The sequence below is a fragment of the Cyclobacterium sediminis genome (assembly GCF_054781075.1).
Genome location: NZ_BAAGVC010000019.1, coordinates 1 through 13,893, shown reverse-complemented (window position 1 = coordinate 13,893; position 13,893 = coordinate 1). Strand labels below are relative to the sequence as shown.

Annotated in this window: 10 protein-coding genes and 1 pseudogene; 5 read left to right on the top strand and 6 right to left on the bottom strand. The window is 38.7% G+C overall.

The features are described from left to right. Positions 1 to 127 precede the first annotated feature (127 nt). Together ACYVHJ_RS16770 and ACYVHJ_RS16765 are read left to right on the top strand one after the other, a co-directional pair. Positions 128 to 826 (top strand): DUF2490 domain-containing protein, encoded by a 699-nt coding sequence (locus ACYVHJ_RS16770; RefSeq protein ID WP_460516953.1) that lies wholly within the window; start codon positions 128 to 130, stop codon positions 824 to 826. A gap of 215 nt (positions 827 to 1,041) precedes the next feature. Next, positions 1,042 to 1,740: a DUF2490 domain-containing protein gene (locus tag ACYVHJ_RS16765; protein ID WP_339903330.1), complete on the top strand. Its 699-nt coding sequence runs from the start codon at positions 1,042 to 1,044 to the stop codon at positions 1,738 to 1,740. Positions 1,741 to 2,158: 418 nt separating this feature from the next. On the opposite strand, the gene ACYVHJ_RS16760 is transcribed toward ACYVHJ_RS16765, so the two are convergent. Then, on the bottom strand, positions 2,159 to 2,929 hold the full coding sequence (locus tag ACYVHJ_RS16760) for a DUF4625 domain-containing protein (protein WP_460516950.1): 771 nt from the start codon (positions 2,927 to 2,929) through the stop codon (positions 2,159 to 2,161). Positions 2,930 to 3,206: 277 nt separating this feature from the next. On the opposite strand from ACYVHJ_RS16760, the gene ACYVHJ_RS16755 reads away from it, so the two are divergent. After that, positions 3,207 to 3,632: a DUF4625 domain-containing protein gene (locus ACYVHJ_RS16755; protein ID WP_460516946.1), complete on the top strand. Its 426-nt coding sequence runs from the start codon at positions 3,207 to 3,209 to the stop codon at positions 3,630 to 3,632. 229 nt (positions 3,633 to 3,861) lie between these two features. On the opposite strand, the gene ACYVHJ_RS16750 is transcribed toward ACYVHJ_RS16755, so the two are convergent. The 3 genes from ACYVHJ_RS16750 to ACYVHJ_RS16740 all read right to left on the bottom strand — a co-directional run bounded on the left by ACYVHJ_RS16750 (position 3,862) and on the right by ACYVHJ_RS16740 (position 8,293). Then, positions 3,862 to 6,246, bottom strand: coding sequence for a DUF2309 domain-containing protein (locus tag ACYVHJ_RS16750; RefSeq protein ID WP_460516943.1), 2,385 nt, complete (start codon positions 6,244 to 6,246; stop codon positions 3,862 to 3,864). Beyond that, positions 6,243 to 7,388 (bottom strand): proton-conducting transporter transmembrane domain-containing protein, encoded by a 1,146-nt coding sequence (locus ACYVHJ_RS16745; protein ID WP_460516940.1) that lies wholly within the window; start codon positions 7,386 to 7,388, stop codon positions 6,243 to 6,245. The genes ACYVHJ_RS16750 and ACYVHJ_RS16745 overlap by 4 nt, the downstream gene beginning before the upstream one ends. 599 nt (positions 7,389 to 7,987) lie before the next feature. After that, the gene (locus ACYVHJ_RS16740) at positions 7,988 to 8,293 is read right to left on the bottom strand and encodes a hypothetical protein (protein ID WP_460516937.1); all 306 of its coding nucleotides are present in this window, start codon (positions 8,291 to 8,293) and stop codon (positions 7,988 to 7,990) included. A gap of 114 nt (positions 8,294 to 8,407) precedes the next feature. On the opposite strand from ACYVHJ_RS16740, the gene ACYVHJ_RS16735 reads away from it, so the two are divergent. Further along, positions 8,408 to 9,331 carry a LysR family transcriptional regulator gene (locus ACYVHJ_RS16735; protein WP_460516934.1) on the top strand — a complete coding sequence of 308 codons (924 nt, stop codon included), beginning with the start codon at positions 8,408 to 8,410 and terminating at the stop codon, positions 9,329 to 9,331. A gap of 90 nt (positions 9,332 to 9,421) precedes the next feature. Here the strand turns inward: ACYVHJ_RS16735 and ACYVHJ_RS16730 are convergent, their stop codons facing one another. Next, entirely contained in the window at positions 9,422 to 11,005 is a 1,584-nt protein-coding gene (locus tag ACYVHJ_RS16730) for a fibronectin type III domain-containing protein (RefSeq protein ID WP_460516931.1), read from the bottom strand. Positions 11,006 to 11,347: 342 nt separating this feature from the next. Between ACYVHJ_RS16730 and ACYVHJ_RS16725 the strand changes: the two genes are divergently transcribed. After that, a complete protein-coding gene (locus ACYVHJ_RS16725; RefSeq protein WP_460516928.1) occupies positions 11,348 to 13,609 on the top strand; it encodes an alpha-L-fucosidase in 2,262 nt (753 codons plus the stop codon). A gap of 76 nt (positions 13,610 to 13,685) precedes the next feature. On the opposite strand, the pseudogene ACYVHJ_RS16720 reads toward ACYVHJ_RS16725, so the two are convergent. Then, positions 13,686 to 13,893: pseudogene (locus ACYVHJ_RS16720) on the bottom strand (hypothetical protein); the annotation flags it as partial.

The following is a 13,893-nucleotide window of genomic DNA, read 5'->3' as shown; positions in this document are numbered from 1 at the left end:
TCTGCCCATTGGAAGGGTCAACTTTTTAAACTATCTTTATCATTTATTTCAATACCACACTAGCCTTTTGGCTTAGAAAAATTTATCAACCCAATTTTAAACCTATCCTTGTAATTTGCTTTACAAAATGACAAACAAATTAGCCCTTCTACCCTTTCTTATTGTACTACTCATCCCTTTTTCCGGAAAAGCCCAGATCAACCAGGACAAAACCGGAGCTTGGTACATGTATTTTTTCAATACCACCTTTAATGACAGCCAATGGGGTTTCCAAGGAGACATTCAGCACCGCAACTGGAACAAGGGGGGAGACCTTGAGCAATTGTTGCTGCGGGGAGGGTTAACTTACAAGCCCAAGGAAACAAACATCAAATTCACATTGGGCTATGCCAATATTACCTCGGGAGTTTACGGCGATGATAAAAGCACTTCCATGGAGAGCAGGATCTATCAAGAAGCCCTGTTCCCCTCCCAATTTGGCAAGCGATTTTATGCTACCCATAGGTTTCGCTATGAGCAGCGCTTTGTAGAAAACCAGGACTTCAGAACCCGTTTTCGGTACAATTTATTTTTAAATATCGCCTTGAATAAAGCGGCCATGGAAAAAAACACTGTCTACCTGGCCCTTTACAATGAAATTTTCATCAATGGCGAAAGAGGTATAGGAAATGGAAATACGGTTGAAATCTTTGACCGCAACAGGTTTTATGTGGCCCTTGGCTACATGATCAATAATGACTTGAAAGTTCAACTGGGAGGCATGAGACAATCGACTGATCAATGGAGTAAAAACCAATTACAGCTCAGCCTTCACCATAATTTTTAAAAACCCTATTCAAATTGCAATTTTTACATAAACTTCTATTTGCGCCTATGGATAAGGGATAGATTAGGCAAGAAAGAAAGCTTTGATCCATGGGCATGTATAAAAAATATGTTTAAATTTACAGGCAGTGAATGCCCACCGAATTAGGTGGGTTTCCACTATCTCCCTCCCAGAATAACAGCAGACGTACGGATTCATCCCAATCAGCTTTAATTATGAAAAGCAGAAACGTATTACTTGCAGTAGGTTTTGCATTGCTGTTCAATTTCAAGTCAATGGCTCAGACAACAGGTGACCAAACCGGAGCCTGGTACATGTATTTTTTCAATACCACATTTAAAGAAAGCCCTTGGGGATTACAGGGTGACCTTCAATACCACAGTTGGAATAAAACAGATGATATGGAGCAACTGCTGTTTAGGGCCGGGCTGACCTATAAACCTAAGAAAGCAAGTGTGAAATTCACCCTGGGTTTTGCCAATATCACATTTGGTCAGCAGGGTAAAGACCATACAAGTAAGGTTGAGAACAGAATTTATCAGGAAATCTTATTTCCCATCAAACTAAGTAGGCGCTTTTATACCACCCACCGTTTTCGCTATGAGCAAAGGTTTGTTGCAGACCAAGATTTTAGAACAAGGTTCAGGTATATTATTTTCCTCAATGTGCCTTTGAATAAAACCAATTTGGAAAAAGGGGCGATTTACCTGGCTTTCTATGATGAACTATTTCTCAATGGTGAAAAAAACATAGGGAATGAACAGGGAGTAGAAATATTTGACCGAAACAGGACCTACGCCGGTCTTGGCTACCTGATAAAAAATGACTTAAAAATTCAACTTGGAGGTATGCGACAAATTGCCAACTTATCCAATAGAAACCAGTTTATACTAAGCCTTCACCATTCATTATAAAAATGGACTTCCTTGCAACCAAAGTTAACATGCTGAAGATGGGAGGCCTTACCGATTTTTGCGGTATTGTTGCCCCTTTTTCCACAACAATGTTGACAAAATCATCTTTCAACCCATCCAAGGGTGTCCATCCAAGTTTCGTTAATTGTGAAGTTATAGGCTATCCGTAAATCCCTCATTGGATAAAATGATTATAGCCGGTAAGTCGTCATATTTAAACGCATAAAAGCCTATTGGGCTTCAACAATAATAACCGCGTGGTGTCAACCCATGGTAAACAAAATATATAGTCAATTGATTTTGGCGGTATTGTTGCCCTTTTTTCTGCAACAATGCTGACAAAATCACTTCCCCACACCTAAAATAAAAAAAAGCCGGATAAACCCGGCTCTTTTTCAATCATTGTACAACCCTTCTTTTATTCGTTTAACACATCAATATGTGTATCAAATTCAACTTCATTTCCATCCTCATCTTCAATGATAAACATCACATGGTATTCCCCTGCTGTGACATTGGCAGGAACATCTATGTGTTCATGAAATTCGACCTCATACAACTCGTGGTATCCTTCTTCAAAAACTTCCTCCATTTCCCAAACCACCTCTCCTGCACCAGCAGTAAGACCATGGGCATGAATGTCAACAGTAATGGTATGAATCCCATTGGCTGCACCAATTAAAAACTCAACATGGAAATCTTCTCCCCTTACCACTTCGGCATCCATTTCGAATCCACTGACATGAATCAATTCTCTTATTTCTAAATGACCCTCCATTTCAGTAATGTTACCTGCAGTATCTGTAACTTCCAATACTACATGGTATTCTCCTGCAGGAGCTGTTGCAGGGATATCTATATGCTCATGAAACTCAGGGTTCTTTACCAAATATTTAGCATCCGTGTAGACTTCTTCAAAGTCCCACTCGACTTCTCCTTCGCCCACTTCCAGATCATGTGCATGAATACTCACTTTAATAGACTCCACATTGGCGTATGCAAGAATGGTAGCCTCCATATGCAAATCCATTCCACGGTAGGCCACTGGTTCTGTAGAATGTGAGCTTCCCTCACCCATTTCAAAAGTGGAGACCACCGGGGGATCAAAGGTAATGTCTTCCTCTTCCTGACAGGCAAACAATGCCAAAGCCAAAAGCGGAATCAAAAATGCTTGTCTAAGTCTTCTCATTTTCAATAATTTTTACTGGTTAAATAATGCAATAAGATTGCACAAACATAATGCAATAATATTGCATTTACAAGGTTTTATACCGCTTTGAAGCGGAATATTTCTTTTAATTGAAAAATTCCATTTGCAACATTGTTTCACTCATAATATGACATATATTTGCAATGGTGTTGCAGAGTAGTTTATAGAAAATCCCCCTCAACAAAACGCCATATGCCGGCGCTATAAACACCTACTCGCTTCACTGAAATACATTTAAATCAATTTTATTCAAACCATGAAAAAAGAATTCAAGCATTTCCTATTAGCCATTATAGCTGTTTTAGCATTAGGTTCATGTCAGGAAGAAGCCGAACCCAACCTGCCATCACCCAGCATAGATAATGTTGAAATCGGGTTAAACAATGATGAAATTGGGGTGATTGGTGAGGATTTTCACCTGAACGCAGACCTCCTTGCCGGCGAATTAATTGAACTAGTAAAAATTCAAATTAACCCAATTGCCGAAGAAAGTTATGAAACTTATTGGGACTTCGAATTAATCTGGGAAGAATACAAAGGAGCAAGAAATACAACCGTCCACAAGCATTTTGATATTCCGGAAGATGCCGTGGAAGGCTTTTATGATTTCCTTATCATCGTTACGGATCAAAACGGAACCATTACAGAAGAGAAACGGAGCATCACCATTTATAAAGAATAAAATCTTCCCTATTCGGAATCCCAAATCTTTATTGAGAAGGGTTTAATGAATTCTATTAAGCTTTTCGAGTAAAATTCATCTTCAATCAAAAGGCTAAACTAATATACTTATCCACCAAAAATATTATCACCTATTGCTTAAATAAAAGGGATATTGTTGTGCATGGAACAACAATATCCCAAAACTTAGTGGTCAATGAAAATAGCCTCCCAGCATTTTTACTTTCGGATTAAATAGGAAGTTCAGTTAAAGTTGAACGAGACATTGGATTTCGCAAGGCACTTGTGGTGTTATTGGATAAAGGCTCCCATAGCAATCCCTTTTTGTATTTAGTTATTTTATTATTTTTATTGGGATCCATCACCAAAAGGTAAATCCACTCGTTGTCAAGAAGTGATTTTAGGTGACTGTTTCTTCTCAAGATATCTGCTACCCGATTGATGGGAGCTTGAATCGTCACCGTCAATCGCAAAGGCTGATGATACATGTCATTATCGGAACTGTACAAAGATTGAAGCGGAAGCCCCATTTTGAGATCTCCCCCATTCCCTTGTACCACACCAAATTTACCTGTAATATTATGGGTAATTTTTGATCCTCCTCCATAGCTGCTATTATCCACCGTAGAAAAGTAGTAGTGATTATTGATCCATTGGGTCACCACCATGGGTCCCTGCATGATGGCTTCCAGGGCTTTGCCTGTAGTATCCAATTCCCAATCATAAGAATGAAGAAAGCAGCGACTGTCAAGATCAGTATTTTTGGTCAATTCTCGTCGCCCCACAATAAAGCCTGCGTTTTTTGCAAGTCCCCATTCCGGACGTGTTTCCCCCCAATTGTTTGCTTTTTCTTGGGCCTTAGAAAGACTATCCCCATTGGTACCAAGTCTGTTTTTTGTGGCACTTTGCTGTGCTTTCCAAAGGTTAACCTTCAAATCCTCTATAAGCATTTGATGTGTCTCTGGTGCTTCCGAGTCAAACAATACAATCTCATCTGTGGTAGTATTGTGTTCTGCCCCCAAAAACAAGGTGTTTTCTGGAATATAAATACCATGAACGTTGGCCAATGCTTTTCTTACATGCAACAAATTAGCCAGTTTTGCCAGCATCCTTGCATTGTGTCGTCCGGGGCTTGCAGCACATGCTCCACAATCTAAACTTGAGCTAAAAGGGTTGTTGGCAGAATGACTTCCATGCCCTACAAATAATACCAAAGGAGCAAACTCATTCCAGCCCATAAGGTCAAAGGCTGATTTAACAATGGACACCTTTTCTTCCAATAAAAGTCCGGGTATATCGGTATTTCCCTGACTTTTTTTAATTATATCAGGTTGGCAAGTGGCTTCCATCTGAGAAATTCTTTGCTGATTTTTTCGGTAGATTACACCCGGCATTATTGTTCTTGCCAAAAGTGAAAGTCCGTAAAAAACACCTGAAAATTCCACGTATCCAAAAGCAGAAGGCAACATGTTTTTCATTCGTTTAAGAAAATAATTACCAAATTTCCTGCGACTATTTTCTTTTTCTAAGGAGAGAAACTGCCCTTTTTTATCTACTTGGGCTGATTCCGAAACCGTATAGGCCGAAGACACAATTGGAGGGCAGGATTTTCGGGAAATTTCGTCCTCAAGACTTTGGTAATCCATTGCAATTCCGAAAAAGCCTGCATAACCAAAGGTTTCGTAATTCCCTTTGGACTCAATATGTCTACGGATTAATTCAGAACGGGTATCGATACAAAACACCATTTGGGCATCAGGAAGAGATGATTTTTTCGGTGTTTGTGTAGCATTAGCGCCATTCTCAAGTTTTATGGCCAATTGATTCTGCCAACTTTGCTCCCAGGCCTGAAGCCATACATATTGTAGCTTAAGTAGAAAAGAGTCTGTATGAACCTCATTTACTTCCGGTAAAATGGGTACATTCATTTTTTTGGAAATCCATAATCGCACAGCTAAATAATCCATCAAATGGATCGGGAAGTCCTGCTGCCAATCAGAATTGGATTCTTTACGATGCTTGATGTATCCTATCCATCCAGGCAATGATGCAAAATGATGGGTACAAATGTTGAAATAGTCTTTTTCAGTAAAATCACTTAACAATTGATCCAATGCCGCCGTACTGGTTTTTGGAATGTCTTTCAAGGAGGTATAGCCTAATTCTGAATCGTAGATAGCCAATAGTCTCCATGCAGAATAAAAACCTTCACTTTTAAACGGCATTTCCCATTCGGCAAGTCCTTCATCCATAAAGGCGGACAACCATTTTACCATCAAACGATCCACTTTATGATTGCCGTTCACTTCCTCTGAGAACTGTACCCCTTCCAACAGTTTAAGGTATTTTTCAGGCCGTTGAGGTAAGCCATTTTCTTTTAGAAGGTGATCCAGAACCTCCAAATCAATATCTCCTTTTTCCCAAGCCTGACGATAATGTTTTGCTGTCGGAAAAGCATTTGCACTAAATTGTTTTTGGGCTGCACTGACAGCATCAAAAAAAGACGCTTTTTCATACCCTGCCAAAGGATTTGAAGCAACAAAAGTATACAAAGGCCAGGTTGTGCCTATTACTTCCACGGCTTTATCAATACTGCTTAATAGATCCTGGTTCATATTGATTTTGATTTATACATTAGAACTGATTTTTTATTCGGTTGAGACAAATTCATCAATTTGACATAAACCCAAGGAAACTTTTTATAAACCCCAAGTTTCATAATGAAAAAGCCGATTAGAAAAATCGCACCAAAAATGATTTGTACAGATGTCAGTGGTAAAGGCTCCGAAATCTTAGGCATATTGGCCATGAGCATGGATACTCCATTGTACATCAAGGCGTAAAGCCCTATTCCTGCTATAAAAAGCATTGGTGGTACTATTATTTTCTGTATCGCTGAAAGGCTCTGCTCCTTTACGATATTATAAGTTGCCTGACCTATCGTAATGGCCACTATGATGGTCAACAATAAACCACTATTTAATAACAGTCCTTTCCCTGTCCAGTCTGCAAACAGATAAGCTCCCAGCCCTCCAAAAAACAAAACAACTACTCCTTGCAATGGTCGGATTCTTAATGTTTTTGGTTGCTCAGGTTTTGTCTGTGCTATTTCTTCTCCGGAGGACAAGAACAAGTATGCTTTATAAAACCCATGTAGAATTAAATGAACCACTGCAGCATTAAAGAACCCCAAGCCGCATTGCATGATCATGAAACCCATTTGGGCAATGGTAGAGCAACCTAACTTTTGTTTGACATTGACTTGCAGCAACTTTGTAAACTGAGCAATAATGGCAGTAAACCCTCCAACAATAAACAAAATATTCATGGTGTCGGAGGCTAAAAGCAAGCTAGAGAAAAGGGCCAACAAAATACCCGCTCCATTGACAAATCCTGCGTGCATAAGAGCAGAAGCAGGCGTTGGCGCAGTCATTGCAGAAAGCAGCCAGCGATGAAAAGGATACATGGCTGATTGTACGATGGCGGCCCCGATCACACAAATGGCAGAGAGCTGCAATAGATAAAATGGAATGTCATCAACCACTTCAGCTATACCACTTATTGTATATTGTCCGCTATACAAAGCCAATGGAATCAAACCCACTGATAGAAAGCCTGTTCCTGCTAAAAAGTACTTTTGTGTAAATTTAGCAGCCTCTCGTGCTTCTCCCCAATCTTTATCAATTCCAATCAATTGAGCCATTAGCACCCCCATAATCAACCAGCTAAAAATTAAGAGAAGAATGTGCTGAGCCATAACTACTAGCATTACAGACAAGGAAAAGCATAAGCACAGCCACATAAATCTGGAATGGAATTTAAATCCCATCAGATATTTACCTGAATAACTGCATAAGATTGCACTAAAAAAGCTGACGGTAGTCCAGATCAAAATTGTGAAGCCATTGATTCTGAAAACATTCCTCCAAGTTAATTCAGGCATACCATTGAAGTAAAAGATAAGGAATAGGGCGTTCCCTATAAATAGGAACCATAACAAAAAAGTTACAAGTCGAATAGAAAATGGCTTCTTTAAGCTAAAATCCACCCCCATAACTTTTTGGCTGGTTTTGAAATTTGAATTCGTTTTAGGTATCATTTCGAAGTTTTTATCGATTTAGTTTCATTTGATTTTTAAGTTTAAGATTGGTCATTTTTTGGCCTATTTTCGAAATTTTCCCGCAAAATTTTATGTATATAGGCCATTCCCAGAATGAAACTAACTACTGTTATATGGTCTAAGAATAGGTGATGTTGGTCATAAGATATTTTGACCAGCAATATCAGAATAAGTAGTCCTAGCATTGAAAGCGTTGAATTTTCCATGGTATGAATTTTAAGCTTTTGAATAGATTATTAGGTAACAGCAATTTCCAGAACCCCTTTTATATTTAGCTTTTGACCAAGTCCTCTCGACAAGTTTATAAATTCTTGAACCTTCTTTTTTTCCAATTCTAACTCTTGAATTCTCCCATCCAATTGCTCTGTTTTGGATTCATGATTGCCTTCCCAAATTTGAAGTCTTTGGATTTTGTGAAAGTTGATTTTTTCATTAATCAATCCCATAAGAACATGTGTTGCTTCTGAAGGAGTAAACTCTCCTTTTACCAATTGAATGATTTGTGTTGTTTTTTCTAATTGAGCAGTTTCTTTGTTGTCCATTTTATCTAAATTTTAATTGTTTGAATAATTTTATTTTGTTTAACGGCACAAAGATTAACTTTTAATATCATTAATTTTTATTTATATTTGTTATTATACACATAAATATTATTTATGAATTATACCTTACACCAGCTCCAGATTTTTCTTAAAATATCTGATTTACAAAGCATTACGAAAGCATCTGAAGCATTACATCTGACACAGCCGGCTGTTTCTATTCAGTTAAAAAATTTTCAAGATCAATTCCCTATCCCACTCACAGAAGTAGTAGGAAGACAGCTTTATGTCACTGACTTCGGAAAGGAGATTGCAATTGCTGCAGAGAAAATTCTCAACGAGGTGTATGCCATAAATTATAAAACCCTTGCCTATAAAGGGCAGCTTTCCGGTCGGCTAAAAATCTCTATTGTTTCTACGGGGAAATATGTGATGCCTTATTTTTTATCAGGTTTTATAAAGCAAAACAAAGGTGTTGATTTGACAATGGATGTGACGAATAAATCAAGTGTTTTGGAAAGTTTGGAATTGAATGAAGTCGACTTTGCCTTAGTTTCTGTACTTCCCAAAAAATTAAAAATCAATAAAATAGCTTTAATGGAAAACAAACTCTTCTATGTGTCAAGTAGTAGCATGGAGATTAAAAAAAGCTTTACTAAGAAAAAGTTATTTGAAGAAATGCCCCTCATCTTTAGAGAGCAAGGCTCCGCAACACGAAATGCCATGGAATCCTTCATAACAAAAAACAACTATTCAGCTCGTAAAAAAATGGAGTTAACTTCCAATGAAGCAGTCAAACAAGCTGTCATTTCAGGATTGGGCTGCTCAATCATGCCGCTTATAGGCATAGGGAATGAATTAAGCAATAAGGACTTACAAATTATCCCTGTCAAGGGCCTACCATTAAGCACTGAGTGGAATTTAATTTGGCTTAAATCTAAGAAATTATCACCCGTAGCTTTGGCCTATATTGAATTTCTGAATAAAGAAAAAGAGCAAATAATTGATCAACAATTTTCTTGGGTAAATGCACTATGATTGAGCGACAAACAAGGCCGGTTGAACCCATGAATTGGGTCAAATACACTTTTTAGTCAAATTGATCTTTTATTTTATTAAATAAGATGATCATTCCTTTTCCGTATTAAAAGTAACCACATTGGACCAATCACTCCAATTCAGGTTTTGATCCCGATAGCGAACCCTCCAATAATAAGTAGTATTGGGGTTCAATCGTTCCGTTTTTTCATCGGTTAAATCATCGTCTTTTTGTCGGTTTTCTTTATAATACCAGTTTTCAAATTGTTGCCAGCTCTCATAGGCTAAATTTTTAAAATCATTTGATTTTGAGACCTGCCAATGGGAAGCGGCATGAAAGGTTCCTGAATAATCGCTGTTAAATTTGCCGGCCTTTAAGATGGCTCCTTCTATCGGTACATTTGAACCAACGGGTGAAAGGGCTTCAGGAGCAGATGGTTTGCGTTCTTTCCTCCACACGGTAATACTATCTCTCAACTCATTTTCCCTTTTCTCTATCGTGTTTCCCCTACTGATCCGCTTAATGGTAAATTTAGGGTCTTGCCTATTCCCATCTACTGACACCATTACAAAGCCATACTCATCCTGAGTAACCGTAAATTCATCATAATCCCTTCCTTCAAATTCACCCCAGTTATCTATGGCTCCACCTGCTGAAGCAACGTTAATCCAAAGGTGCTTGTGGTCTCTGGATTGCCCTCGAGAATAACCGTGAGTATGTCCAAAAAAGTGAATACTAGGCTTCCCTGTTTTGGTGGAAAACTGTTCCAATTCTGCCACAATTTTCCCGGTAAAATCCTCTTCCCCGGGAATCCAAAGTTCGGATTTGAAGGGATGATGTAATTGGGCAAAAACAAAATCAATTTTATCATCTTTCGCTGTGGCTGCCAATACGTTTTTCAACCACTCAAATTGTTCTCCCAAATCCCTGTAACCATCATTCGAGTCCAAACCAATGACTCTTGTATTGCCATAATCTTTGTACCACCAATGTTCTGCATAGGCCGGAGTGCCATTCTCCGGTAAACTGAAGTATTTGAAAAAATACACCGAATTTCGCTCATGATTGCCGGGCACAGGGTATACCGGAACCTCCGAGAATAATTTTTCTGAAGGATTAAAAAACTGTTCTTTCCATTGGTAAAATTTAGATCCCGTTTGCACCAAGTCACCCGGAATAAGCACCATTGCCAAATTGTCCGGCAAAGATCCGCCAAACTCTTTTTCAAGATAACCGATAACCCCCTCGTTCACCACTTCACTAAATTTATCCGGTTGATTGTGATCATATTGCATGTCACTCATGGCTACCAACTTAAAATCTTCACCATCATTAGAAAAAGGAGGGGTTTTAAATTGAAAGATATCCGAAACGGCATCTCCTGTTCGAACACGGTAATAGTATTCAGTAAAACGATCTAAACCGGAGATTTTAACAGTATGTACCTTTACCTTATCAAAATTAATTGCCTCAGCAGTTCCTTTAGCAGTATTTTTTAAGTTGGGGCTTGTCCCCCATTCTACAATACTTTCCTCTCCTTCTGAAGTCTGCCACATTACAATAGCAGAATTGGGCTCTACATCTTGTAGATAAGGCTTAATCTCTAATTCCTGGGCCATGGATTGATAGCAAAAACAGGCCAATAGGAAGGCTAAAAAAACTTTGAATTGCATTTTCATATTATTATAGACGTACTTGTTTTACTAATAAATTGAGTGCCAACACCCTACTATTCAAACCCATACCTATTCACTATCATCCTTACAATAGCCAATATTTTCTACTAATTTAAATCCTTTTCTTTTGCTTTCTCCTTCTTTCCCTACCCTCCTAATTAACCCATTTCTTCGTTTCAAATTATAAAAGTGAAGGGATCTACTTCCAAAATCCAAGGTAGAAAATTATTATTTACCTCCCAAGGAATAAAACCTAATATAAGATCAAACCCTTTAAAGAAAAATAAATTTTTTTATTATGTTTGACTTTTTAAATAAAAAAATAACCTAACCTCCATTATGAATTCACCTTTAACCTTAAAGAAGCCTACGAATTTACTGTTAGGCCTGTGCCTGCTCCTGTCCATTTCTTGCAACCCTTCTAAAGAAGGTCTTTTACTGGAACCCAAATCTACATATAGGATTGACCAGGACGACACCAAAGACAGCATCCGTATCAAGGCAGCCCATGTAATCCCCACAGAAAACCAATTCAATGCACTCAAAGATGAATTCATTGCTTTTGTTCATTTTGGCCCAAATACATTCACGGCTAAAGAATGGGGTTCGGGCATGGAGGATCCAACGGTCTTTGACTTAAAAGAACTTGATACCGACCAATGGTGTAAAGCAATGAAAGCTGCCGGCATGACCAAGGTGATTTTTACGGCCAAACATCATGATGGCTTTGTTTTATGGCAATCAAGGTATACTACACACGGCCTGATGTCTACCGGTTTTAGGAATGGTAAAGGTGATGTGCTGAAAGACCTCGCAGCCTCTTGCGAGAAATATGGCCTTGATCTTGGGGTTTACCTTTCTCCCGCCGATTTGTACCAGATCGAAAACCCTTCCGGCCTGTATGGAAATCTTAGTAAAAAAACGAAAAGAACCATCCCTAGAACCGTAAAAGGAAGACCATTTGAAAACAAAACAACTTTCGAATTCGAGGTAGATGATTACAACGAATATTTCCTGAATCAACTTTTTGAATTACTAACAGAATATGGCCCTATTAAAGAGGTCTGGTTTGACGGTGCCCACCCTAAAAGAAAAGGTGGCCAGACATATGATTACACTTCTTGGAAAACCTTAATCAGAAAACTGGCTCCTGAGGCTGTGATTTTTGGCAGACAAGACATCAGGTGGTGTGGCAACGAATCAGGACAAACCCGAGAAAAAGAATGGAATGTCATCCCCTACCAGGAAAACCCCAATCAAATGAATCGTTTTGCAGACATCACGGGAGAAGATGTTGCCGGTATGGAAAAATTATTCAAGGCCAATTATTTACATTACCAACCTGCTGAGACGAATACCTCCATAAGAGAAGGTTGGTTTTACAGAAACGATCACGAACAAGGAGTAAGAAGTGCTGATGATGTTTTTGATATGTATGAAAGGGCTGTTGGAGGGAACTCAATTTTCTTGCTTAATATCCCACCCAACACCCAAGGGCTTTTCCCAGATAGAGATGTAAAAGTGCTTGAAGAAGTCGGCAAGCGAATAAGAAATACTTACAGTAAAGATTTATTAATGGATGCCAAAGGCCCCAAAGAGGTTCTGGACAATGATGACCAAAGCTATCTTTTATTAGACCGGTCAAAATCATTTGAAATAAGTCTGAAAGCATCTGTAAAGATAAATCGATTGATCATTCAAGAAGCCATCAGGTCTCATGGTGAGCGTGTGGCAGCCTTCTCCTTGGAAGCGCTACTTGATGGGGAATGGAAAGAGATAGCGAATGGTTACAATATAGGCTATAAAAACATCCTCCGATTTCCTGAAGTTAGCACAGACAAACTTCGAATTACAGTGGATGAAGAAAGGTTTATCCCTGCCATCAATAAAGTGGCGGCATACCATTATGAAACTCGACCTCCACAATTAAACATTGAAAGAGATCTAAAAGGCATGGTTAATATTGAGCCAAAAAAAGTAGATTTTGGCTGGAAAACCTATGAGCAAGATATTGCTGGAAGCCTGAACAAAGACCTAAGCATCAGGTACACCCTAGATGGCACCGAGCCGAACACCGAATCTATGCTGTATGAAGGACCTTTTCAATTGGAACATGGAGAAGTAAAAGCTGCAGCCTTCGGCAAAAATGATCGTGGTGCCATCGCGCAATCCCTCTTTGGCGCCATTAAAGAAAGTTGGAAAATTGTAAGTGCAAGTTCTTCTGAAAATAATCACGAAGCCTCCAAAGCAATTGATGGCAATAAAGAAACTTATTTCAAGGCCAAAGGAAGAGAAAATGGTGGACAACAGCTTACGGTAGACTTAGGCACTGCCCTTACCATAACAGGTTTTACCTATATGCCTCCTTCAGCGGACAAAGAAGGAATGATTGCCTTAGGAAATATTTATTATAGCTCAGATGGATCAAACTGGCAGCTACTGGAGGGTTTTGAATTTGGAAACCTAATCAATGACCCCACCTTGAGAAGGCATGACTTCAAAAAGCCAATAAAAACAAGGTTTATAAAACTTGAAGCCAAAAGAATTGCCGGAGGACATCGTTTCGCTGCAATAGCCGAACTTGGACTATTGGTAAAATAGAGAACAATTTTAATAGCCTATCAAACTGAAAATAGCAGAGGAAAAAAAATTTTCCTCTGCTATTTTTTTTACGCTTTTACAGTTTAGGAAAAAGCTTTTGCCCGAACTGAAAGAATATAAGATATAGACATAAAACTGATGCATAATAAAAAAAGCCAACACAATCTGTGTTGGCTTTAGCTCCTCCTCTTGGGCTTCCCGATTCACTTCGATCTCGGGACAGGCGAACCAAGGACCCTTCCCGGTCGACCGGGATTAGATGCTCTAAATTATTTATTGTATCC